This is a genomic window from Kribbella speibonae (assembly GCF_004331375.1).
In the GTDB taxonomy this organism is placed as follows: Bacteria; Actinomycetota; Actinomycetes; order Propionibacteriales; family Kribbellaceae; genus Kribbella; species Kribbella sindirgiensis.
In genome coordinates this window covers 1,079,126-1,102,704 of record NZ_SJKC01000003.1, presented here as the reverse complement: position 1 = coordinate 1,102,704, position 23,579 = coordinate 1,079,126, and the positions used below count along the sequence as shown (strand labels likewise).

17 protein-coding genes are annotated in these 23,579 nt (G+C 67.9%); 7 read left to right on the top strand and 10 right to left on the bottom strand.

From position 1 onward, the window contains the following. Positions 1–17: 17 nt before the first annotated feature. On the bottom strand, positions 18–2,378 hold the full coding sequence (locus E0H92_RS26590; protein ID WP_131498061.1) for a glycoside hydrolase family 95 protein: 2,361 nt from the start codon (positions 2,376–2,378) through the stop codon (positions 18–20). A gap of 132 nt (positions 2,379–2,510) precedes the next feature. Here E0H92_RS26590 and E0H92_RS26585 point away from each other — a divergent pair, with 132 nt between their 5' ends. Genes E0H92_RS26585 through E0H92_RS26575 form a run of 3 tightly spaced genes read left to right on the top strand, consistent with a single transcriptional unit; the run spans position 2,511 to position 6,619 of the window. Further along, on the top strand, positions 2,511–3,827 hold the full coding sequence (locus tag E0H92_RS26585; protein WP_131459571.1) for an L-fuconate dehydratase: 1,317 nt from the start codon (positions 2,511–2,513) through the stop codon (positions 3,825–3,827). After that, on the top strand, positions 3,824–4,561 hold the full coding sequence (locus E0H92_RS26580) for a FadR/GntR family transcriptional regulator (RefSeq protein ID WP_131459572.1): 738 nt from the start codon (positions 3,824–3,826) through the stop codon (positions 4,559–4,561). The genes E0H92_RS26585 and E0H92_RS26580 overlap by 4 nt, the downstream gene beginning before the upstream one ends. A 6-nt stretch (positions 4,562–4,567) precedes the next feature. Beyond that, complete coding sequence (locus E0H92_RS26575) at positions 4,568–6,619, top strand: glycoside hydrolase family 36 protein (RefSeq protein ID WP_131459573.1); 2,052 nt, start codon at positions 4,568–4,570, stop codon at positions 6,617–6,619. Here the strand turns inward: E0H92_RS26575 and E0H92_RS26570 are convergent. Then, positions 6,577–9,126 carry a glycosyl hydrolase gene (locus E0H92_RS26570; protein ID WP_131459574.1) on the bottom strand — a complete coding sequence of 850 codons (2,550 nt, stop codon included), beginning with the start codon at positions 9,124–9,126 and terminating at the stop codon, positions 6,577–6,579. The two genes, E0H92_RS26575 and E0H92_RS26570, sit on opposite strands and share 43 nt — an antisense overlap. A 4-nt stretch (positions 9,127–9,130) precedes the next feature. After that, positions 9,131–11,893 carry a GH39 family glycosyl hydrolase gene (locus E0H92_RS26565; protein ID WP_131459575.1) on the bottom strand — a complete coding sequence of 921 codons (2,763 nt, stop codon included), beginning with the start codon at positions 11,891–11,893 and terminating at the stop codon, positions 9,131–9,133. A 102-nt stretch (positions 11,894–11,995) separates the two neighbouring features. Between E0H92_RS26565 and E0H92_RS26560 the strand changes: the two genes are divergently transcribed. Then, entirely contained in the window at positions 11,996–12,991 is a 996-nt protein-coding gene (locus E0H92_RS26560; RefSeq protein WP_131459576.1) for a LacI family DNA-binding transcriptional regulator, read from the top strand. Here E0H92_RS26560 and E0H92_RS26555 read toward each other — a convergent pair. The 5 genes from E0H92_RS26555 to E0H92_RS26535 all read right to left on the bottom strand — a co-directional run bounded on the left by E0H92_RS26555 (position 12,964) and on the right by E0H92_RS26535 (position 17,766). Then, positions 12,964–13,836: an NAD-dependent epimerase/dehydratase family protein gene (locus tag E0H92_RS26555; protein ID WP_131459577.1), complete on the bottom strand. Its 873-nt coding sequence runs from the start codon at positions 13,834–13,836 to the stop codon at positions 12,964–12,966. The genes E0H92_RS26560 and E0H92_RS26555 overlap by 28 nt on opposite strands. Next, complete coding sequence (locus E0H92_RS26550; protein ID WP_202873820.1) at positions 13,833–14,705, bottom strand: carbohydrate ABC transporter permease; 873 nt, start codon at positions 14,703–14,705, stop codon at positions 13,833–13,835. Before E0H92_RS26550 ends, E0H92_RS26555 begins: the two co-directional genes overlap by 4 nt. Beyond that, positions 14,702–15,544 (bottom strand): carbohydrate ABC transporter permease, encoded by an 843-nt coding sequence (locus E0H92_RS26545; protein WP_238173596.1) that lies wholly within the window; start codon positions 15,542–15,544, stop codon positions 14,702–14,704. The genes E0H92_RS26550 and E0H92_RS26545 overlap by 4 nt, the downstream gene beginning before the upstream one ends. Before the next feature lie 34 nt (positions 15,545–15,578). After that, positions 15,579–16,955, bottom strand: a complete 1,377-nt coding sequence (locus E0H92_RS26540; protein WP_131498058.1) for an extracellular solute-binding protein — start codon at positions 16,953–16,955, stop codon at positions 15,579–15,581. An 85-nt stretch (positions 16,956–17,040) separates the two neighbouring features. Further along, on the bottom strand, positions 17,041–17,766 hold the full coding sequence (locus tag E0H92_RS26535) for a helix-turn-helix transcriptional regulator (protein WP_165550002.1): 726 nt from the start codon (positions 17,764–17,766) through the stop codon (positions 17,041–17,043). 72 nt (positions 17,767–17,838) lie between these two features. On the opposite strand from E0H92_RS26535, the gene E0H92_RS26530 reads away from it, so the two are divergent. The 3 genes from E0H92_RS26530 (at position 17,839) to E0H92_RS26520 (ending at position 21,476) form a co-directional block, all read left to right on the top strand. Further along, positions 17,839–19,362 (top strand): FAD-dependent oxidoreductase, encoded by a 1,524-nt coding sequence (locus E0H92_RS26530; protein ID WP_131498056.1) that lies wholly within the window; start codon positions 17,839–17,841, stop codon positions 19,360–19,362. After that, positions 19,350–20,366 (top strand): glycoside hydrolase 5 family protein, encoded by a 1,017-nt coding sequence (locus tag E0H92_RS26525; protein WP_165550000.1) that lies wholly within the window; start codon positions 19,350–19,352, stop codon positions 20,364–20,366. The genes E0H92_RS26530 and E0H92_RS26525 overlap by 13 nt, the downstream gene beginning before the upstream one ends. 90 nt (positions 20,367–20,456) lie before the next feature. Beyond that, on the top strand, positions 20,457–21,476 hold the full coding sequence (locus E0H92_RS26520) for a hypothetical protein (protein ID WP_131498054.1): 1,020 nt from the start codon (positions 20,457–20,459) through the stop codon (positions 21,474–21,476). A 54-nt stretch (positions 21,477–21,530) separates the two neighbouring features. Here E0H92_RS26520 and legP read toward each other — a convergent pair whose 3' ends face one another. Both legP and E0H92_RS26510 read right to left on the bottom strand, forming a co-directional pair. Continuing rightward, entirely contained in the window at positions 21,531–23,216 is a 1,686-nt protein-coding gene (gene legP / locus E0H92_RS26515; protein ID WP_131498053.1) for a Dot/Icm T4SS effector Zinc-dependent metalloprotease LegP, read from the bottom strand. A gap of 27 nt (positions 23,217–23,243) precedes the next feature. After that, positions 23,244–23,543, bottom strand: coding sequence for a YbaY family lipoprotein (locus E0H92_RS26510; protein ID WP_165549998.1), 300 nt, complete (start codon positions 23,541–23,543; stop codon positions 23,244–23,246). Positions 23,544–23,579 lie beyond the last annotated feature (36 nt).

Below are 23,579 nucleotides of genomic sequence, written 5' to 3'. Positions count from 1 at the left end.
CTCGTCCGTGCTCGTGGTCATGCCGTGTGCACGCGGTGCCCGATGCCGGCGGTCAGCCGGATCCGCACCTGGTCGTTGCCGTGCCGGACCGTGCGTTCCTGGTCCCGGTCGGCGGTCAGGACTGCTTCGGTCCCGTGGGGTGTCCACGCGATGTCGACGACCACGCCGCCGCGCGCCCGGAGGCCGGTGACCCGGCCGCTGCGCCAGGCCTGCGGCAGCGCGGGCAGCAGCTCGATCTCGCCGGTGTGGCTCTGCAGCAGCAGCTCGGCGATGCCAGCGGTCACGCCGAAGTTGCCGTCGATCTGGAACGGCGGATGCGCGCAGAACAGGTTCGGGTAGACACCCGCGCCGCTGCCGGGCCGACCGGTCGCCGAGTCGTCGGCGGGACGCAGGAACGCCTGGACCAGACGATGCGCCGCGGCGGCGTCGCGAAGCCGCGCGCGGAGACAGATCTTCCAGGCGAGCGACCATCCCGTCGCCTCGTCGCCGCGCAGGTCGAGAGTTCGTTGCGCCGCCGCGGCCAGCTCCGGCGTTCCGTCCGGAGTGATCGCCTCGCCCGGGTACAGGCCGACGAGATGCGACATGTGCCGGTGGTGCGGGTCCTCTTCGGGCAGGTCGGCGGCCCACTCCTGCAGCTGCCCTTCGGCGCCGATCGACGGATCGGGTAGCCGTTTCCGTGCGGTGGACAGGTCGGCGAGCAGCGGATCCACGACATCCAGCAGCTCCGCGGCGTCCTCGACCTGGCGGAACAGGTCGGAGATCAGCGCGAGGTCCATCGTCGACGACACGGTCACCGAGGCGGGCTGCCCGTCGGCCGCGAGGTAGTCGTTCTCCGGCGAGGTCGAGGGCGCCGTACCCAGGCTGCCGTCCGGTAGCTCGGTCAGCCAGTCGAGACAGAACTCCGCGGCACCTCTCAGCGCAGGCCAGGACTCACCGAGGAACGCGAGATCGCCGGTGAACTCGTAGTGGTCCCACACATGACGAACCAGCCAGGCGCCGGCCATCGGCCAGTTCGACCAGCGCGGATCCCCTTCCACCGGATTCGTCCAGCACCAGGCGTCGGTGTTGTGGTGCGCGGTCCAGCCGGCGCAGCCGTACCGTTCCTGGGCGGTTCGGCGCCCCGCCTCGGCAAGATGATCGATAAACCTGAGCAGGGGTTCGTGGCACTCCGGCAGCCCGGTTGTCTCCGCGGGCCAGTAGTTCATCTCGGTGTTGATGTTGACGGTGAAGTTCGAACTCCACGGCGGACGCAGGATCTCGTTCCAGATCCCCTGCAGGTTCGTCGGCAGTCCGCCGGGTCGTGAACTCGCGATCATCAGGTAGCGGCCGTAGTTGAACAGCAGCGCGGCCAACGCCGGATCGTCGGACTCGCTCGATCGCGCCACGCGCTCGTCGGTCGGCAGTTCGGCGGCGGCCGTCACGGGCAGCTCGAGCGACGACCGCCGGAACAGGCGGCGATGGTCCTGCTGATGCTCGGCCAGCAGGTCGGCGTACGGGCGTTCCGCAGCAGCGCGTGCCGTCTTGTCCGCGATCGTCCAGCATTCCTCGGCCGTGCGTACGGGTGCCTTGGACGGCCCGTCGTACCCCGTCCCGGTCGCGAGGAACAGTGTGAGCTCGGTGAAGTCGCGGGCGGTGACGGCGGCGTCGGTGGTGCTGATTTCACCGTCGCTCGTGGCCCGCACCGCGATGGCGGCCGCCATTCCGCGATCCGCGCCATCGGAGTACCGCACGGGCTCGGGTACGTCGCGGTGCGGTGGGGCGACGTCGGCGGGAGCCTGCAGCAGCAGACCGAGGTCGCCGTACGGCCTCGACCGTAGCTTCGACGTCAGCCGTCCGGTTAGCTCCAGTACAGGTTCGGAGACCGTCAGCCGCACGACCAGCACTCCGGCAGGCGCACTGACAAAGACGTTCTGGCGCACAGTGACACCGCCGACGTCGTACTCCGCTGTGGCGACCGCCGCGTCCAGGTCGAGCATCCTGCGGTACTGCGTCACGTCGCCCGCCGGCGTGCTGCCGTCGCGCGTCAGCTCGAGCAGCAGGTCACCGAGCGGGAGGTACGCCTGTGAGTAGCCGGAGTGAAAACCACGCGCCAGCTCGTGGGCGCGCCGCACCTCACCCGCAAACAGGGCGTCCCGCACGTCTTGAACGGCATCGGCTCCGGTCGCACCGAGCGGCGTCGACAGCAGTCGCGCGGTCTCCGGACCACCCGACCACAGCGTCTCGTCGTTCAGCCCGATCCGATCGGTTCCGGTACCGCCGAAGCACATCGCGCCGATCCGGCCGTTGCCGAGCGGCAACGCCTCGAGCCAGCTCGCCGCCGGACGGTCGTACACCAGCCACTGACCGCCGGCCGGATCAGCGCTCACCAGGTCGCTCATCAGCCCTCCGTCGTGATGACGAGGATTAATCCCATGAATTTCCGGGATCGTAGCGCTCGTGGGCGGAATGGTCCATACTGAACGGCATCGCAGTTCAGAAAAGATCCCATCTATTCATAGGATGAGGCCGCCATGCCCCGTATCACCTCGGTCGAGGCCGTCGATGTCCGCTTCCCGACCTCGCTGACCCAGGACGGGTCCGACGCGATGAACAAGGACGGCGACCACTCGGCGGCGTACGTCGTTCTGCACACCGACGCCGACGGCCTGGCCGGGCACGGGTTCACGTTCACGATCGGGCGCGGCACCGACCTGTGCGTCGCGGCGGCACTGCAGCGCGCGGAGCCGCTGATCGGGCGGGACGTCGGTGAGCTCTGCGACGACCTCGGTGCGGTGTACCGCGAGCTGCAGTCGGACACCCAGCTGCGGTGGCTCGGCCCGGACAAGGGCGTAGTACATCTCGCGCTCGCGGCGGTGATGAACGCCGTCTGGGATCTCGCCGCCCGTCGGGCCGGCGTTCCGCTGTGGCGGTTGCTGTCCGAGATGTCACCCGAGCAGTTGGTCGACGCCGCGGACCTGCGGTACCTGACCGACGCGCTGCCCCGCGAGCAGGCGATCACCCTGCTGGCTTCCCGGGAAAGTGGCCGTCGGCAACGGATCGCGGAACTCGAGGTCAGCGGTTATCCCTGCTACACCACGTCGGCCGGCTGGCTGGGGTACTCCGACGCCAAGCTCCGCAGGCTCTGCGAGGAAGCCGTTGCCGCCGGCTACAACTACGTCAAGCTGAAGGTCGGCGCCAGCCTCGACGACGACATCCGCCGCTGCCGGATCGCCCGCGAGGTGCTCGGACCGGACGTCCACCTGATGATCGACGCGAACCAGGTGTGGGACGTGCCGGAGGCGATCGAATGGGTGAAGGCGCTGGCCGCGTTCGATCCGCTGTGGATCGAGGAGCCGACCAGTCCCGACGACGTCCTCGGCCACGCCGCGATCCGCAAGGCGGTCGCGCCGATCGGCGTCGCGACCGGTGAGCACGGCATGAACCGGGTGCTGTTCAAGCAGATGTTCCAGGCCGGTGCGATCGACTACTGCCAGCTCGACGCCGCGCGCCTCGGCAGTGTCAACGAGATCCTCGCGGTGTACCTGCTCGCCGCGTGGTTCGACGTACCGGTCTGCCCGCATGCCGGCGGCGTCGGCCTGTGCGAGCTCGTCCAGCACCTCGCGATCTTCGACTACGTCGCGGTCTCCGGCTCACTCGACGGGCGGGTCACGGAGTACGTCGATCACCTGCACGAGCACTTCGTCGAACCCTGTGTGGTGCGGAACGGCGCGTACGTCCTGCCTGGGGCGCCCGGTTACAGTGCCGAGATGTACAGGCAGTCGCTCGAGACCTACCGCTTTCCTGACGGCAGCTACTGGACGGCACGTGCTGCCGGCGCGTCGACATGAGCACCGTCAAACCCGCCGTACCCGGGCGAGCCCCTGGTGCCTCGCAGACCGACGTCGTGGTGCAGAGCATCCGGGAGATGATCATCGACGGACGGCTCCGGCCCGGCGATCGGCTGCCGATCGAGAAGGATCTGGCGACCGCGCTCGGCGTCTCCCGGAACGCTCTGCGCGAAGGCGTCCGCGCGCTCTCGATCATGGGGGTACTGGAGACTCGGCAAGGTGACGGGACGTACGTCACGGCTCTGGACTCGTCGATGCTGCTCGCACCGATGGGGTTCGTGGTCGACCTGCAGCACGCGAGCGGGACGCACCACCTGCACGCGGTCCGGCGGATGCTCGAGACCGAGGCCGCCGCCCTGGCCGCGCGGCAGATCGACGTCGACGCGCTGGCCGCGGCGACCCAGCTCCTGGACCGCAACGAGATCGAGCTGACGCTGGCCGAACCCAACCACGAGGCCGTGATCGAGAACGACATCGCGTTCCATCGCATCATCGCCGAGGCGGCCGGAAACCCGGTGCTGTCCGCGCTCATCGACGCACTCGGCGGTCGCACGATGCGGGATCGGCTGCGCCGCTCGATCGCGCAGCCCGGAGCCGACGAGACCGCTCATCGAGAGCACCTGTCGATTCTCGCCGCGCTGACCACCGGCGACCCCGACCGGGCCCGGACCCGGATGGCCGCCCACCTTTTCACCGTCGAGGACTATCTCCTCGAACGCCGTACAACCGAGTGAGGCTCTGTGGACAACCTGCTGCACTGGAGTACGCCGGATCTGACGCTGACGTTCGTGCTCGACGACGGGCCGGTCCGCGTGACCATCGCCCCGGGCACGACCGACGTACCGACTCAGCCGCTCGTCGAGGTGGAGGCCGTGGGCTACGGCCGGTCGCCGAGCAGCAACCGGCACGTCGACACGGTTCTCGGTCAGCAGCTGCGCTACGTCAGGCACGAAGACACCGGGACCGCGCTGCGCATCGTTCAGGAAGAGCCGGGCACCGGTCTGCAGGTCACCAGCGTGTTCGAGGCAGGAGCCGGCGTACGGGCCTGGACCGAGGCGTCGATGACCGGCGACGGCGCGCTAGAACTCACGTTCGTGTCCTCACTCGTGGTCGCACTCCCGTCGGTCGACGCCGACTTGCACTCGGCCACGAACAGCTGGATGGCTGAGTCCCGCTGGTCGGTCCGATCGCTGCGCTCCGGCCACCTGGCGGACATCGTCAGCGACGCCCATCGGCACGTCGCCAGAAGCCGGTACGCCGCGACCAGTACGAACTCGTGGTCCACCGGAGAACGACTGCCCGTCGGCGTCCTCGTCGAGCAGAGCACGCCGTACGCGCTCGGCTGGCAGATCGAGCACAACGGCCCGTGGCACTACGAGATCGGTGAGAGCCGGCGCGGTGGCTACCTGCTGCTGAGCGGCCCGACCGATCAGGAGCACCAGTGGAGCACGCGGATCAACGCCGACACACCGTTCGTCACGGTGCCGGTGTCCCTGGTCACCGGCGCCGATCGGGACAGCGTCTTCGCCGCCCTGACCCGCCAGCGCCGCGCCGTACGACGCCGACGGCCGGCGGACGACCGGATGCCGGTGATCTTCAACGACTACATGAACACGCTGCTCGGTGATCCGACGACGGAGAAACTCCTGCCGCTCATCGACGCCGCCGCGGACGCCGGTGCGGACTACTTCTGCATCGACGCCGGCTGGTACGCGGAAGGCGACTGGTGGAACACCGTCGGCGCCTGGCAGCCGTCGACCACCCGCTTCCCCCACGGCCTCGCCGAGGTGATCGACCGGATTCACGACCGGGGCATGGTGCCCGGCCTCTGGCTGGAACCCGAAGTGATCGGCGTCCGCTCCCCCATCGCCGAAGTTCTTCCCGACGAGGCCTTCCTCACCCGGCACGGCCGCCGGGTGTCGGAGTCCGGCCGCTATCTTCTCGATCTGCGCAGTTCCGCGGCCCGCAAGCACCTCGACGAGACCGTCGACAGGCTGATCGCCGACTTCGGTGTCGGCTTCTTCAAGTTCGACAACAACACGATGACCGGACCAGGCACCGACAAGGACGGGACCTCCCTCGGTCAAGGCCTGCTGGAACATCAGCGGGCTTTGCTCAGCTGGCTCGACGACCTGCACGCGCGGCATCCCGAGCTGCTGATCGAGAACTGCGCGTCCGGCGCGATGCGGATGGACTACGCGATGCTGTCCCGGCTGCATCTGCAGTCGACGTCGGACCAGGAAGATCCGTTGCTCTACGCACCGATCGCCGCCGCGGCGCCGGCCGCCGTACTCCCCGAGCAGGCTGGCCACTGGGCCTACCCGATCACCGGTACGACCCAGGAGGCGTTCACCCTCGCACTGGTGAACGGCGTCCTCGGCCGCCTGTACCTGTCCGGCCACCTGAACCGGATGACCGCCGCGGAACTCGACCTCGTCCGATCGGCGGTCGCCGCGCACCGCGTCGTACTGGAGGATCTCGACACCCTCGTACCGACCTGGCCGCTGGGGCTTCCGGACTGGAACGACGAATGGGTCGCGCTGTGCCTTCAGGGTCGCGACGCCGCGTACCTGTCGATCTGGCACCGCGGTCCCGGTCCGGCCGAGATCACCCTCGACATTGCGCAGGCGGAGATCACACCGCACTTCCCCGCCGACGCCGGCGACTGGACCTGCACCTGGGCGGCGGACGGCAAGCTCACCGTCGCCACCCAGGTGCCCGAACCATCAGCCCGCGTCCTCCGCCTCGCTCATGGCGCCGTCACCGACGTGACGGTGGATCCGGTGACGTAGGTCGGCGAGACGCCGACCGTCAGGGAGATCTTCCCGTTCGCGTCCGGGGTGCGGGTCGTCGAGACCCCGTAGAGGTTGGTGACCTGGATCGGTCCGGTCGCGGTGACCGTGACGGTGGTGCCGGTGCCGGTGGCGGCCCAGATCGCGCGCAGTGGTGTGCCGTCGTTGGTCGCGAAGACCTGGTCGATCAGCCCGTTGCCCGGGAACTCCTTGCCGAGGAACGTCGCGCCGCGGAGCTGACGGGCGCCGGTGGCGTAGGCGACGTACGACGGTTTGGGTGTGTACGGGCCGAGGGCGTCGGCCGGGTTGTGGATGAGACCGAAGTTGTGCTCCTTGTTCGCGAGGTCGATGCCGTCGTTCATGAAGTCGTAGAGGTAGTACCGGTCGGCGCGACCGAGGGCGGCGAGCTGAGCGCGGGCGACGTACATCGCCTGGGTCGGCTCGCTGACATTGCTCTGGTAGGTGCCCGTGTACCAGCCGGACTCGGTGACCCAGATCGGCTTGTCGACACCGCCGTTGTACTGCCGGATCAGGGCGCGGACGCGGTCGATCGCGGCGCCGAGGCCCTCGGGTGCGTTCAGGAAGTTGTACGGGTGGATGGACACCACGTCGAGGTACTTCAGCCCGCCGAGTTGGCAGAACGCCTCGAACCAGGCCACCTGGGTCACGTCGGTGTCACCGCCGCCGACGATCGTCAGACCCGGGTGGTTGGCCTTCAGCTTCGGATACGTTGCCTTGAGCAACGCGAGGTAGCTCTCCGGTGTCTTGTTGGACGGGCCGGACGCGTTGACGTCCCATTCGTTCCAGATCGCCATGTTCTTGATCTGCGGGAACTGTGTCGCGAGTGTGTCGGCGTAGGTGGCGAACCCGGCGCGGCCCGCGTCGGTGAACGGTGCGTCGAAGTAGTCCCCCGCCACATCGTCGTACAACGGATTGCCGTAGTCGGCGATCAGGAGAGGGTCGATGCCGTTGGTTTGCAGGGCCGGAATGTAGTTGGTGACCTTCGCTGGGAAGGCGATCGTGCCACGGGCTGTTTCGGCCTGGTCCCAGCGGGCTTCGTCGCGGGCACCGCGGGCACCGGACTGAGCGACCAGCGGCAGCGGGGCCGCGTTCCACGCCTGACCGAAGTGCGTCCCTGCACCGAGCAACGTCGTGGCCGTCGTCGCTGTGACAGCGTCGATGTTGACCGTTGCCGTCGTACCGCCGTTGATGATCTCGCTACGGTCGAGTGTGAGCATGATCGACTTCGCCGGACCGTGCCAGATGCCGTCATCTGCGCCACCGAAGTGCAGGTAGCCGCTGCCGCCGTCGAAGCGGGTAACCGTCAACTGCTGCCATGAGGTCGAAACCGGAAGTCGTTGCTGGTGCACCTGTCCAGTGGCGTCGGTCAGCCGCAGCCCGAGGCCCGACAGCTGGCTTGATCTGACCGACAGACTGAGAGCGGACAGGTTGATCGGAACCATGGTGCGCTGGACGGCCACGTAGTTGCCTCCGCCGGAGAAGTTCGCCGAGAGCTTGGCCGACTGGGTCCCGGCGGCAGCCGTGGTGGCGTCGAGCGCCAGGCTGCCCGTCGCGCCCGGGAACTCGCTGCCTGGATAGAACGACCAGCCTTCGGCCGCGCTTTCGTAGTCGCCGAGCGGTGTGGTCGGCTTGCCGGCCGGTGCGTTCAGCGCAAGGTCGTCGAGGTTCAGGGTCGTGGTCGTCGCGCCGCTGATCGCGGCCTTGTCCACCACGACCTCGACCGCCTTGGCCGGGCCGTGCCAGACACCGTCGTCGGCGCCACCGAAGTGCACGTACTGCTTGCCGCCATCGAACCTCGTCACGGCCAGCGCCTGCCAATCGGTTGCCCCGGACAACGACAGGCGCTGCTGATGCACCTGGCCGGTGGAATCGGTCAGGCGGAACGTGAGGAACGACAGGTTCGGCGACTTCGCCCAGAAGCTGACGCTGGTGGCGTTGACCGACGGCAGCGACCGGTTGACACTGACGTACGCGCCGCCGGCGCCGAAGTTCGCGGACAGCTTCCCCGAACTCGAGCCGGAGTGGTTGTCGCTGGTGTCGAGCGCGAAACTGCCGGTGGCGCCGGGAAACTCGCTGCCAGGATAGAACGTCCAGCCCTCGGCGGTGTTCTCGAAGTCGCCGATCCGATTCGACGTGAGTCCGGCGATCGGCGACGTACTGACCGGACTGACGATGGCGAACGTCGTCTGCGCGGTCGTCGTACCGGCTTGCACCGTGAGCTTGTACCACCCGCGCGTGGTGACCGGGAGCTGCAAGGTACTGGCCGCGGCCTGACTGCCGCTGGCGACAACGGTGCCGTTGACATCGGCCGCCGACCAGGTGACCGAGGCCGCGTCCGTGTTGAGAGTGAACTTCACCGGCTGACCGTCGGTGAAGATGTTGCCGAGGGTGATCGGCGCGAGCGTCAGTACGGCGGCCTGTGCGGTGGCGACCGTACCGAAGCCGAGCAGGCAGACCGCGAGGGCGATGGCGAGTAGGCGTCTCATGGCATCACCGGGTCGCCGGGTCGAGGAACACGGGGTTGAACAGGGCCGGGTTCTTGGCCTCCGCCACACCCTTGCCCCAGGTCAGCCAGCCGCGCCGGCCGGTGCCGTCGTTCTCGTTGACCACCACGGTTGTCGACAGCAGCCGGTCCTTGGCCGCGAACCCGAGCGTGCTCCACGGGACAGCGATCTCGTACGTCGTGGTGTGCGCGGTCTCGTCCCGTACGACCTTGGCCTGGACGCCAGGCGGCGTACCGGTCTGGCTGGTCGGTGTCCAGCGCCACGTGTCCACCGGACCTGCGTCTGTCAGCGCGACACCGATCTCCTGGGTAGTGGTCGCCTCACCGGGCGCACCGGCCGTCATGCCGAGCTGGATCCCGTCACCGCCCCAGATGTTGCCAGCGCGGTTCGGCTGCGAGAACACGTCGTCGGTGACCTTGGCGGACAGGTACAGGTTCTGGTCGTCGTGGTTGAGCCAGAGCTTTCCGGACAGGTCGCTCGGACCACCCCAGCCGGTCACCGGCGGCGTACCGGTGCCTTCGAGTGCGATCGCGGGCTGTGCTGCCACTGACGGGTCGATCGCGCCGTCCAGCGTCACGGTGTGCCGTTTCGCAACAGTCACCCCACTCACCGGAACCAGCTTCCCCGAGGCCGTGATCCCCGCCTCCCCGGTACGCCGCAAGGTGGCCGTCCAGGTGGAGGGACCTGACAGGGTTATCGGCACGTCCACCTCTCGTGTGGCGTTCGCACCGATCGTGCAGCCGGCCAGCAACGTCCCGGACGACGTACCCGACGCCCAGTCGAGGCCTGCGACGGGGAGGTCATGGGATGAGGCGTTGGTGACGCGGAAGCGGAGCAGGTCCTTGCCTGCGCCGTTGACCACGTGCGAGGCGGTCACGGACAGCGGTGGCGTCGCTGTACCTGTGGCTGAAACCAGGGCAACCGCACGGCCGTCGACCGTCACTGTTGCCGAGTAGGTCCGCGGTCCGGTCGAGTCCTGCGCCGGGTAGGCAACGGGTGCTGTTGCCGTAGCGCCTGGAGCGACCGAACCACCGGTCTCGGCACCCCCTGCGGCGACGGTGAAGGCGTGCGTGACGGCATCGGGGTTGGTGAACGTCAGGGTCCCGGTCGCCGGGTCGCCGGCGATCTCCGGGGCGACCGACAGCGCGAAGCGACTCGACGGGAGCATCGGTCCGGTGATCGCGCCCTTCAGGTAGACAGGGTTCGGTCCGGCAGTCACCCAGACGTGTCCGCCCGCGTCTGCAGTCAGTGTGGTCTCCGCGCCGTACATGTCCGTGACCTGGACAGTCGAGCCGGCCGGAGCTGTCGCCGCCACCACTCCGGGTGTGGCCGACCAGACCGCGTGGACCGTCTGTCCACCACCGGCGTTGAACGTCACGTCGTACCCGTTGCTGCCGAAGCGGGTCTGGCCGACCAGCGGCAGCTCATCGATCTGCCGGGCGAGTACGGCGGTGGCGACGTACGACGGCTTCGGGACCAGCGCACCCCGTGAGTCGAGCCGGTTGCGCACCAGGCCGAACCGGTGCTCGATGTTCGACGGGTCCGTACCGGAGTCCATGAAGTTGTAGGAGCTGTAGCGCGCCACACCGTTGCCGTAGGCCAACAGATTGCCGCGTACCAGGTCGCGGGCCTGCGTCGGCTCCGACACCGCGCTGGGGTTCGTACCGGTCGCCCAGCCCTGCTCGGAGATGTAGATCGGCTTGGTCGAGCCATGCGCCGCCATGATGGTGCGGATCGTGTTGACGTACGTGACCGAGGCCTCCGGGTCCAGCGGCTGCACGTACGGGTGGATGGTCACCGCGTCCACGTAGTCCAGTCCACCGAGGTCGGCGAACTTGGTGAACCAGCTCTGCCAGTCGTTGATGACCGCCAGCGACGGACCTGTCAGCTTGACGTCCGGGTGCTTGGCCCGCACCGCGTCGCTCACCATCTTCAGCAGCGCGACGTAGTTCTCCGGGCTCGCCTTGGCGGCGCCGTTCGGGTCCCGCAGGTTCCACTCGTTCCACAGCTCGTACGTCGTGTGCTCGGTGCCCCACTCGTCGACGGCGGCCACGGCGTACCGGGTGAACGCCGCACGCTGCTCGTCGGTGGACGGTGCCTCGTCCGGGTAGTACAGCGTGTTCCCGTAGTCGAGGATGTTCAGGAAGTCGATGTTGTTGGCGTCCAGCGCCGCCTTGTAGTCCTTGTACCGCTGCGGGAACTGGATGACGCCCTTGGTGGTCTCCGCGGCCGACCAGAACGCCTCGTCACGGTCGGTGGAGATGCCGCCCTTGGCCATCAGCGGTACGGCTTCCAGACCAGGGTTGGCCGCGCCACCGAACGCCAGGGCGCCCGCGACACCGATCCGGGTGTCCGTTGACGTGGAGAAGTCGTGCGGCGTGAGTACGGCGAAGTCGGTGCCGCCGAGTGTCGTCGTACCGTCGGACCCGATCGCTGTCAGGTCGGTCTGGTACCAGCCGGGCGTACTGACCGGCAGAGCGAGCTGTCCGTTGAGTGTGGCGGCCGGTGCGGAGCCTTTGGCCACCTCCGTGCCGCTCGCGTTGCGGACTGTCCAGCCGACGGTGGTGGCGTCAGTGCTGAAGCCCAGCTTCACCTGCTCGCCGACGGTGAACGTGTTGCCGACCGTGCTCGGTGTGATGGTCAGAGTCGGCGCAGCCGTCGCGGCCGCGCGGGCGGGTGACTGAAGAACGGCGGCCAGCAACAGGCCGGCCGTGAGAAGACTGACTGCGCCGGAGCGGCGACGGGTCATTGGAGAGTTCTCCCCTCAAGGAAGCGAAAGCGGTTTCGCAAATCACACCTTGATACCCGGCGCGCCCCGTGTCAACGCCTCGAAGCTGACTACGATGAGGACATGGCCGACCAGGTGATCACGCTGTCCGATGTCGCCGCCGCGGCCGGGGTGTCGCTGTCGACGGCCTCGAAGGCGCTGAACGGCACCGATCGGATCTCGCAGGCGACCCGCGAGCACGTCCGCACGACCGCGGACCGGCTCGGGTTCCGGCACAACGCCCTCGCGCGCTCGTTCGCCCGCGGCCGCAGTCAGACCATCGGTGTCCTCACGCACCGCGCCTCGAACCCGTTCACCCGCGTGGTGCTGGCCACCGCCGCCACCGAGCTGGGCGCCAAGGAGCAGGCCATCCTGCTGTACGACGCGCGGATCGGCGACCGTGACGTCACCGAGAGCATCCTGCAGCTCCGGGCCCGCCGGATCGACGGCGTGATCGTGATCGGCACCGGTACCTCGTTCCCGAGCCCGTCGCTGACCAGCCGCTTCGACGTACCGGTGATCTACGCGTTCACGTTCACCGAGGACCCGGACGACGTCACGATCACCGCCGACGACGACGAGATCGGGCGGCTCGCCGTCCGGCACCTGCTGTCGAAGGGACGCCGGAAGATCGCCCACATCACCGCCGAGCCGCACGACAACGCCGCCCAGCGCCGGGCAGCCGGAGCACAGGAGGTCCTGGCGGACGCCGGGCTGGAGTGGGCGAGCCCGGTGCGGTTCGGCCGCTGGCGGGAGGGCTGGGGCGCGGAAGCGGCCGCCGAGCTGCTGGCCGAGGTTCCGGACGTCGACGCGATCTTCTGCGGCAGCGACGCGATCGCCCGCGGCGCCGAACGCGTCGTGCGCGCGTCCGGCCGGGAGGTGCCGGGCGACGTCGCGCTGATCGGCGTGGACAACTGGGAGCAGCTGATGCACGACCAGCGGGTCTCGCGGCACCTGACCACGATCGACGTCGGCCTCGAGGAGATCGGCCGCCAGGTCGCCGCCCATCTCCTCGAACCCGACCCGCAACCCGGCATCCGGTACGTCACTCCTCAGGTCGTGACCGCGGAGACCACCTGATCCTCCTCGTCGTGGATCGAGTAGCGCGGCTTGAACCCCAGCAGCTCCTGCGCTCGCGTGGTGTCCACCAGCCCGTCGCGTCCCCGCACCGGCCGCCGCAGCGGCACACCTGACGCGTACTCACGCAGCAGGTCGCTTGTCTGCCGGTCGATGAGGATGTCGTCGGCTGCCAGACCGACCACATGCGCCCCGGCCGCCGGTGACTCCAGTGCGGCGATGACAGCCCGGATGCCGTCCCGCAGGTCCAAGTAGGCCCATCCCTCGCGGGCCATCATGGACGGGTCGCGCTCAGCCATCGCAGCGAACCGGAACAGGTCCTCGCGAGTCTTCACGAGTGGGAACCGCAGGGCGATCACGTTGGTCCCCCAGCGTCGCCACGCCATCCGCGCGCTCTGTTCGTCAACACTCTTGGACAGTGAGTACGCATCGGCGATGTCGGCTTCCACGTCCTCGTCGAGCGGGTAGTACGCCGGCTCCACTTCGTTGACGTTCATCGGTACGCCGAACGCGTTGATGCTGCTCGCGATGACCACGCGGGCGATGCCTGCCTGTCCCGCCTGCGCCAGCACGTTGAACGTCGCCGCGACGTTGTTCTCGAACACCTCCTCCGGCGTACCCAGGCTGGGATGCGGTATCGCGGCCAGGTGCAGCACAGCGTCCACACCGTCGAGTGCCTCGGCCACATCCTTCGCCGACCGCGCGTCGCCGACCAGTGGGCGGTCCGCCGTACTGGTGTGGTCGTAGCGCAGCGACAGGCCGATGACGTCGTACCCGGCGGCCTGCAGACCGTGCACCGCGGCACGGCCGATCGAACCGTCCGCACCGGTCACGAGAACCCGCGTCACGCCTTGATGCCCCCAGACAGACCCACGCCACGCAGGAACGCCCGCTGGAAGACCAGGAACAGCAGCACCGGGATCAGCAGGGCCAGGAACAGACCCGCCAACTGGATGTTGAGCTCCGTCACCTTGGCGATCTTGGGCAACGCCACCGAGACCGGCTGCAGATCCGGATTCGTCAGCACCAGCAGGGGCCACAGGTAGTCCTTCCAGGAAGAGATGATGCTGAGCAGGACGACCACACCGAGGATCGGCCGCGACAGCGGGAGCACGAGCGAGGTGAACACGCGGATCGACCCGGCGCCGTCGATACGGGCCGCTTCGAAGTACTCGCGCGGGATGCTGTCGAAGAACCGCTTCACGATCAGCACGTTGAACGCACTGGCCGCAGGTGGCAGCCAGACCGCCCAGAACGTGTTGGTGAGGTTCGCGTGCACCACAGGGACTTTCAGCACGGTCAGGTACAGCGGGACGAGCGAGACGATGTGCGGTACGAAGAGCGTCGCCAGGATCGCGCCGGACAGCAGTGCGCCCCATTTCGGCCGGAGCACGCTCAGCACGTAGCCGGCCGTCGTACAGACGATCAGCGACGCAACCGCCGTACCTGCGGCGATCATGGCGGTGTTGCCGAGGTAGTACCCGATGTGGCCTTGCTGCCAGGCGGTGGCGAGGTTCCCCCACTGCACCTCGCCGGACGGGAACCAGGCGAGTGGCGACCGGATGCTGTCCTGCGTCGGCGAGATCGCTGCCTTGAGCAACCACAGCAGCGGTCCGAGCCCAGCGACGAGCAGTCCGATCAGTACGACGACCTGTCCGATGATGAAGGGCACGCGGATGCGGGTGAGCTTGCGGTCCGCATCCGACAGCACACTCACTCGGTGCTCCAACCACGTGTGGCCAGCTGGAAGACCGCCGACAGTACGGCGAGTGCCAGCGCCAGGAGCACGCTCAGCGCGGTAGCGGCACCGTAGTCACCGTTGACGAAGGCGTAGTTGTAGATGAGCAGCAGAATCGTCATCGTCGACCCCTGTGGTCCACCGCCGGTGAAGAGCAGCGGTTCGGTGAACAGTTGCATCGTTCCGATCACCTGCAGGAGCAGCATCAACAGCAGGACGCTGCGGAGGTGCGGCAACATCACGTGCCACACCCGACGTACTACTCCGGCACCGTCCAGTTCGGCCGCCTCGTAGAGGTCAGGGCGTACGGACGTCAGAGCGGCGAGGTAGATGATCACTGCGTTGCCCGCACCCGCCCACGTCGCCTCCAGCACGATCGACGGCATCGCCGACGACGGACTGTCCAGCCAGAGGTACGGTCCGAGTCCGACGTGGCCGAGGATCGTGTTGAACATCCCGCTCGGCGACGGGTCGTAGAAGAACCGCCACAGCAGGATGGCGACCACTGGCGGCGTGATCACCGGCAGGTAGGCCAGCGTGCTGTAGAACCAGCTCCGGCCGCGCAGCTCGGACAGGAACATCGCCAGCAGCACCGGAACCGGGAACCCGAACAGCAACGCCAGCAGCGTGAACCACAGCGTGTTCTGCGAGGCCTGTCCGACCGCCGGGTCGCTCAGCACGTACCGGAAGTTCTCCAGCCCGACCCACTTGACCGGGTCGATCAGGTTGGTCTGCTGAACGCTCATCACCAGGCCCTTGACGATCGGGCCCCACGAGAACACCAGGAAGACCAGGAGCACCGGCAGCGCGAACAGCACCGCCGGTACTCCGTTGCGTAGACGGCGGAGCAACTCAGCGCCCGAGCTTGGCATTGACGGTGCCGGCCGCCTTGGTCAGCAGTGCCGGGATGTCGGCCTTCGCGTTCCCCAGTACGGCTTGCACCACCGGGTCCAGAGCGGCGTACACCTCCTGAGCCTTCACCGGCGGCTCAGGGATGATCTTCTGGTCGGCCGCCACCTTGGTGTACGGCGCGAAGTTCTCCAGCGGCACGTTGACGTACGGCTTGATCCAGCCCTGGTACGTCGACCACTGGTCCGCGTTGACCACCGGCAGACCAGGGGTTCCGACCGGCAGCTTCGCCGCCACACCGTTCTTGGCACTCGTCACGGCGGCGTCCTGGTTCACGTACTTGTTCAGGTAGCAGAACTTGATCCACTTGATCGCCGCCGCCTTCTCGGCGTCCGTCGCGTTCGGGCTGACGATCTGGACGCTGCCACCGCTGAGCGTGCCGTGGTCACCGCCCTGCTGCGGCATCGGCCCGATCCCGAACGCCGACGCCTTCAGGCCGTTGGTGTTGACCAGTGTGCGGTACGCGTCCGGCGCCGACATGTACATGCCGATCTTCCCGGCCGCGAACGCCTTGGAGATGCCGTCGATGTCGTAGAGCACCGCCTGCCCCATCGACTTGTCGGTCCACTTCATGTCGTGCAGCAACTGCAGCGCGGCCTTGGACGGCGCGTCGTCGAACGTCGCCTTGCTGCCGTCCTCGTTCTCGATCGATCCGCCGAACGCGTAGCTCTGGGTGGTGAACATCCAGCCGCCGGTGTTGTTCGTGGTCATCTGCGCGTAGCCGGCCTGTCCGGTCTTCTGCGTGATCGTCTTCGCGGCCGCCCGCACCTCGTCCCAGGTCGCCGGCGGCTTGTCCGGGTCCAGACCGGCCTTCTTGAACAGGTCCCGGTTGTAGATCAGGCCGACCGAGTAGGCGGCGGTCGGTACGGCGTACACGTTGCCGGACTGGTCCTGGGCGATCTTGAGCACGTTCGGGTTGAGCTCGTCCAGCAGTCCGTCGTCCTTCAGCACCTTGGTCAGGTCGGCGACCTGCTTGCGGGCGATCAGGCCCTGCGGCTCGGTGAACGGCACATTCAGTACGTCGGGGAGCTGACCGCCGGCCGCCTGGGCCTGGAACGTGGTCGCGTCCCAGATCGTCTCGACCGGGTTCAGCTTGATGTCCGGATTGGCCTTCTCGAAGTCGGCCACCTTCTTGTCGAACGTCGCCCGGTTGGCCGGATCGGAGCTGGACGGACGGTCACCGACCGTGAGCGTCACCTGCCCGGACCCACCGGGCGCGGCCGAGGAGGACGAGGGGGCGCTGGAGCAGGCCACCAGCCCTGCCAGCAGGACCAGGGAGGTCGTGAGCGCTGCGGTGGAGCGAATCGGGGGTCGGTACATGCGAACTCCTCAGCGGGGATAGGGCGCGAGCGGCCGTTTCCGCAGAGTAGCGCAAGCGCTTTCGCAAATACTAGACCCAGCTTTGTCAGACCCGGCTGCCGGCGCGGTACCGAGAGGGAGATTGGCCTGTGTGCCGGCTGAAAACGCGGCTCAGGTAGAAGGCGCTGCGATAGCCGCAGTGCTCGGCGACGGCCTGCAGCGTGTCGTCCGTCTCGGCGAGGAGCTCGCGCGCCTTCCGCATCCGGAGCCGGCGGAGGTACAGGACCGGCGTGACGCCGTGGACCGCTTTGAACCGACGGGACAGCTGCGCGGGACTGATGCCGAGAGCAGTGGCCAAGGCGCCGAGTGAGAGGTCCGCTGCGGTGAATTTGTCGTGGATGGCCGCCGTTGCACGCTCCACCAGCTCATCCCCGGGTGCGTCGTTGCGCGCGCGCAAGGTCATCAGGACGAGATCTGTGACGACGTGCGCCGCTACCAGGTCCGGGTGCGCATCTGTTGCCTCGAGCATCTTCAGGTCGGCGCGGAGACGGTCGAGATCCCGCACTCGCCGGCAGCCTGCCGGCGGCTCCAGCTCGGTGCTGAAACGCGCATGGAAGAAGGACATCGGTGACCGCATCGTCCGTCGCAGCGTCCCGCCCGGCGGGCAGATGACGATGTCCCCGAACCTCGCCACCCCACGCGACACCCCCGGAATGTCGAAGGCGAAGGACCCGCTGCGTGGCAGCAGCAGACTCCAGGTCTCGTAGGTGTCGGACGCGAGACTGAAGCTCGCCCGGCGCGGAGCGAGCAGGTAGCCATCCAGGGTCAGCACGGCAAAAAAGTACATGCGCATGCCCAGATCTGCCATGGTCACGAGAGTTTGTGCGGCGTCACAGTGCATGTCATGGTCGATATCTGTATCTACGGAGGCACTCCCGCGGGGTGCGTCGCCGCGATGACCGCCCATCAGGAGGGCGCGTCCGTCGTCCTGATCGAGCCGAGCCGATGGCTCGGCGGCATGCTCGCCGCCGGGATCAAGCCGGCGCAGGACTGCCCGATCCCGGCGGCCGTCGGCGGCCTCACCAGCACCGCGGTCTTTGGGTTCGGCACCAACCCGCACGACGTCCAGCGCGCGTTCCAGGACTGGATCGCGGCGGCGGGGATCGAGGTGATCTTCGAGCACCGCGCCCGTTCGGTCACCCGCGACGGCAACCGCATCACCGCCATCCAGTTGGAGACCTCGGCACCAGACAAGTGGGGCGTTCCGCTACCGGCCTCGGAATCACTCCCGGCCGGCGAGGTACGCGCAGCAGTCTTCGTCGACGCGTCGTACGAAGGCGATCTGATGGCACTCGCCGGCGTCCCGTACCGCACCGGACGCGAGGCACGCGATGCCTACGGCGAAGACCTCGCCGGCGTCCAGCCGGTCACCAACTGGACGCCCATCGACCCGTACGTCGTACCCGGCGACAGCACCAGCGGACTACTCCCCCTCCTGGAGCCTGACCACGGTCTGCCCGCAGGCGCCGCGGACGACTACACGCAGGCCTACAACTACCGCTTCTACGTCACGACCGACCCCGCGCACCGTGCGGACCTCACTCCGCCCGACGGCTACTCTCCCGCCGACTACGAGCTGGTACGCCGGTATGTCGAGCACCTCGACCTCGAAGGACTCCGCGGGATCTTCCCCGGATGGATGAACTCGGGCGAGTACAACTACCAGCGCGCCTCCCTGATCACCAACGCCCCGCTCGGCGTGAGCCGTGCGTACCAGGACGGAGACTGGGACGAGCGGTCCCGGATCTGGCGCCACCACATCGACTACCTGCGCGGACTCCACCACTTCCTGTCGACCGATCCCGCCGTACCGGCAGAGTTCCAGGCCGAGACAGCGGCGTACGGGCTCGATGCGAGCGTCTTTCCGGAGACGGAGGGCTGGCCGCCGCAGCTGTACGTGCGGGCGGCGCGACGGCTCGACGGCGTCTGCACCGTCACGCACGCCGACGTGACCAACCAGACCGATCCCGGCGACAGCATCGGGCTGGCGCTCTTCGGCGTGGACGTCTATCCGGTACGGCGGATCCCGCACCGCGACCGGGAGACCGGACAACTCGGTGTCGCGACCGAAGGCGACATGTTCATCGGCGGCCACCTGGGGACAGGGCGCCCGTACCCCATCCCCTATCGGGCGATCACGCCGCGGCAGGACGATTGCGGCAACCTTCTGGTTCCGGTCTGCCTGTCGGCCTCCCACATCGGGTACGCCGCGACGCGGATGGAGCCCGTCTTCTGTGTCCTGGCCGAATCCGCCGCGGTCGCCGCGGTGCAGTCGCTCCGCGAGCAGACCGACGTACAGGAGATTGACGTCCGCACATTCCAGGACCGGCTCGTCGACCGAGGCCAGGTGATCACGTGGAACGTCTGAGCCCGGCGTTCGGGGTCAACTACGTGCCGCGCGAACAGTGGTGGAATGCCTGGCTGGACTTCGACGAGAAGTCGATCGCCGAGGACCTGACTGCGATCGCGGGCCTCGGCTGCGACCACATTCGCATCCAATGTCTGTGGCCGGTCTTCCAACCCTTCCCGACCTCCGTGTCGGCCAGCGCCATGACACGGCTGTCCATCGTCCTCGATCGCGCTCACGACGCCGGGCTGGATGTCTGGGTCACCGTCCTGAACGGTTTCCTCTCCGGCTGGGTCTTCCGTCCGCCGTGGCTGACGCGGCACAACCTCTTCACCGATCCACTCGCTCTCTCCGCCGCCGGGCTCCTGCTCCGCTCAGTCGCCGAGCTCGTTTCCGCACATCCAGCCGGCGCAGGCATCGACCTCGGCAACGAACCGAACATGCTGGTCGGTTACGAGCCACAGACCGTCACCCAAGAAGACCTGGACAGCTGGGCACGCACCCTGATCGGAACCGTACGATCCGCCACGCCCGACCTGCCTGTCGTCCTCGGCGCGGACCATCAGCCATGGATGACCGACCAGGTCGGCTTCAGCCCGGCCCTGCTCGCCAACGAACCCGACATCACTACCGTCCACGCCTGGCCCTACTTCAGCGGCTTCCTCGGCCGCTTCGGCGAAGAGAACGACCTCGCTTGGTCGATCGGCGCCTACCTCGCCCAGGTCGCGGCCGCACACCAGACCACCCCGCGGCCGATCTGGGTCCAGGAGATCGGCGTCGCCCCGGAGTGGGTCACCACCGTCAGCATCGAGGACGCGGTCGAACGATTGATCCGGCACGCCATGTCGGTCCCCGGAGTCGCCGGGCTGTCCTGGTGGGCGTCGCACGACATCCGATCCGACCACGGCGGCTTCGCGGAACTCGAGTACGGGCTCGGGTTGCTCGACGTACACAATCGGGTCAAACCCACCGGCCAACGCTTCGCCGACGTGATCGCCGAACTGCGAGCACAACAGGTTCGCTGATTTCGGAGTCTGAACTCCATCCGGATCGATGGCGTCCGACCTGTACGGCGACGCTAATGGGGGTGTCGCCTTCTTGTCTGGGGGAAAGACATGATGGGTCATTTGGCCGCTGTTGCGGCTACCGCCACGCTTCTGGTGACCGCGTTGCCCGCCGCGGCCGCGGGGACCGCAGAGCAGGCGAGCTGCGCGAAGCGCGTTCTCAAACTGCCGGCCGACTCCTTACCGGGGTCGAGCGCGGCACGCACCGGCGACTCGACCGGGCGCTACATCCTCGGGGAAGCGAACCGTGACGGGCGGATGCATCCGCACGCGTTGCTCTGGGTGAACGGCGTACCGCGCTGGCTGTCGTCGCAGTCCGAGGGTGAGTCGTTCGCGTATTCGGTGACGGACGACGGACACGTCCTCGGCAGCACGAGCAGCGCGGACGGAACCGACCACTGGATCTACTCGGCGAAGACCAACAAGTACCGGAGTCTCGAGGCACCAGCGGGATTCAGGTTCGGCCGGTTGACCGCGATGAACGCGAACCTCGACATCGCCGGTACGGCCGTGGACGAGGCGACCGGCGAGTCGGTCGCGCTGGTCTGGCCGGCCGGCGGTCAGCCGCAACTGCTCCCGGTGCCGAGCGGTCTGACCGTGTTCGCCGTGGACGACATCTCCGACGAGAGCCTGATCATCGGACGGGTCGACTCACCCGACGCTCCGCGGACCAGCTACCTGTGGAAGTCGTGGAGTGCCGAGCCGACCCGGCTCCCCGGCCTCGACGACGACGGCGTCTGGGCGCGGGACATCGAGGGCCGCTGGATCGCCGGCGGCCAGGACGGCATCGACGACGCCACCGGCCTGCTCTGGAACACCCGGACCAGCCGTGTCGTGGAACTCGAGGACAGCGTGGCCGACCTCAACAGCTCCCGTGACGCGGTCACCGCGGGCAGGTTCGGGCCCCTCGGCGACTGGCCGTCGGTGATCATCAGAAGCGACGGCACGAAGGTCACGTTCCCCGCGGGCACCCTGCTGTCGCATATCTTCGAGCGCAACGCCAAGTGGACCGCGGCCGGCTTCGACGTCAGCTCGGGCACCTTGGTACCGGTCGTCTACGCCTGCAGGTAGTGCATCCCGGCGGCGGCTGCCCGTACATCGGCAGCCACCGCCGTGTGCAGTTGATCAGGGGAACCAGAGTTCGTGGACGTGGCCGTCGGTGCCTCGGTAGACGACATGCTGGGTACGGTCCACGTCCCAGGTGTAGCCGGCCGGGTCACCGGCGGCGTTCGGCGCACTGGCCGCTGCTACCAGGTCATTGCGGTTCCAGGTGCCGTTGAACCACAGCTCGCGAATGTGTCCGTCGGCGGATCGGTAGACGACGTGCTGGGTGCCATCGACGTCCCAGGTGTAACCGGCTGGGTCGCCGGCGGCGGTCGGGGCACCGGCCGCTGCCACCAGATCGTTGTGGTTCCAGGTCCCGTTGAACCACAGCTCGTGAATGTGCCCGTCGGCCGCGCGATAGACAACATGCTGAGTGCGGTCAACGTCCCAGGTGTACCCGGCCACCAGGGCGACCGCGTTGGGCGCGCCGGCCGCTGCTACCAGGTCGTTGTGGTTCCAGGAGCCGTTGAACCACAACTCGTGAACGTGCCCGTCACCGCCGCGATAAACGACATGCTGAGTGTTGTCGACATCCCATGTATACCCAGCCGGATCCCCCACAGCACTCGGCGCACCCGCCGACGCCACCAGGTCGTTGTGGTTCCACGTCCCGTTGAACCACAGCTCGTGAATGTGCCCGTCCGCGCCGCGATAAACGACATGCTGAGTGTTGTCGACATCCCATGTATACCCAGCCGGATCCCCCACAGCACTCGGCGCACCCGCCGACGCCACCAGATCGTTGTGATGCCAGGCCCCGTTGAACCACAACTCGTGAATATGGCCATCACCACCGCGATAAACGACATGCTGAGTCTTGTCGACGGACCAGGTGTAACCGGCCGGTACGCCGGTCGCGTTCGGCGCACTCGCCGACGCGCTCAGGTCGTTGTGATGCCAACCGACCGTGGGGTACATGGCCAGCACGGCCGCGATGTCTCCCGTCGACAGCCCCGTTCGCTGTCCGATCTGCGCGTTCGGATCGACGGGCGTGATGGTCTCTCGCCCGTTACTGCTGAAGGCCGTCCTCGGGTAATGCATGATCGAGCCGTACTCGTAGCCGCCGAGGTCGTCGCCGTCGGTGATGTGCTGATCGAAGTTGTGCTCCATCCCCGCCTGGATGTTCGCCCAGTTGATCGTGACGAACCGGTCGCGGTCCTCCCGGCTCTGCTCGTGCCACAGCCCGACCGCATGGCCGATCTCGTGGATCGCGTTCCCTCGCGTACAGCCGGCCCCGAGGCTGATCGTCTGCGACCCGCCCTGCATCCCGACCGACGACCAGCAACCGCCGGCGTCCGCGAAATGCACGAAATTGGGGAAGTCGCCGGCGTTCGCCGCGGTGCGCTCCGGGAACCGGATCGGCGTGTTGGCCTCCCAATGCGCGATGGCGTCGCGGACCCGCTGCTGATTCGGCAAGTTCGGGTCGATGTCGAACGGGACCTGCGAACGCGGCCACCGGAAGCGCGCGCCCGTGATGCCGACGCCGGCCTGGACATCGCCGGCGATCCTGCCCTGTAGTTCGCTCATTCCCAGCTCGAGCTGGTCGACGGTCCCGAGCACGATGTCGCCCTCGAAGACGGCCAGGCCGTCCACCGCGCTGTACACCACCGGCGCGGACGAGAAGGTGACTCCCGAGATCACCGCCGTACCGCGCTCTCCGCCCCGGAACTCTCCCGCGTTCTGCCAAACTCCGTTGTCCTGTGTCACGTCCTGCTCCCCCTGGTAGCCGCGCCGTCAAACCCGACGTACCTCCACCGCCAGCTCACCCGCGTCGAACTCGACCGGGTACGACGTCGTGGAGATGAAATCCTCAGGGGTCACACTCGCGGTCCCGGAGACGTCGACATGCACACGCACCGAATACCGCAACCGTGGATCGATCGAGGTGGACCGTACGTCGATCGCGAACGGCAACGACCCGCGCTCGTCCCGCGGCAGGGCCACATGTTCCTGGACCTGCTCGGCGATGATCACGGCCGGCGCATCCGCGCGCGAAACCTCCTCGACCCGAGCCACCACCCGCGAGGCTTCCACAGGTCGATCCCCGGAAGGGAAAACGATCCGCCCGGT

Bases quoted from the DNA above. Each gene is read 5' to 3' on its own strand.
- E0H92_RS26590 (WP_131498061.1), bottom strand. From the start codon at position 2,378: ATGAGCGACCTGGTGAGCGCTGATCCGGCCGGCGGTCAGTGGCTGGTG.
- E0H92_RS26585 (WP_131459571.1), top strand. From the start codon at position 2,511: ATGCCCCGTATCACCTCGGTCGAGGCCGTCGATGTCCGCTTCCCGACC.
- E0H92_RS26580 (WP_131459572.1), top strand. From the start codon at position 3,824: ATGAGCACCGTCAAACCCGCCGTACCCGGGCGAGCCCCTGGTGCCTCG.
- E0H92_RS26570 (WP_131459574.1), bottom strand. From the start codon at position 9,126: ATGAGACGCCTACTCGCCATCGCCCTCGCGGTCTGCCTGCTCGGCTTC.
- E0H92_RS26565 (WP_131459575.1), bottom strand. From the start codon at position 11,893: ATGACCCGTCGCCGCTCCGGCGCAGTCAGTCTTCTCACGGCCGGCCTG.
- E0H92_RS26560 (WP_131459576.1), top strand. From the start codon at position 11,996: ATGGCCGACCAGGTGATCACGCTGTCCGATGTCGCCGCCGCGGCCGGG.
- E0H92_RS26540 (WP_131498058.1), bottom strand. From the start codon at position 16,955: ATGTACCGACCCCCGATTCGCTCCACCGCAGCGCTCACGACCTCCCTG.
- E0H92_RS26530 (WP_131498056.1), top strand. From the start codon at position 17,839: ATGGTCGATATCTGTATCTACGGAGGCACTCCCGCGGGGTGCGTCGCC.
- E0H92_RS26520 (WP_131498054.1), top strand. From the start codon at position 20,457: ATGATGGGTCATTTGGCCGCTGTTGCGGCTACCGCCACGCTTCTGGTG.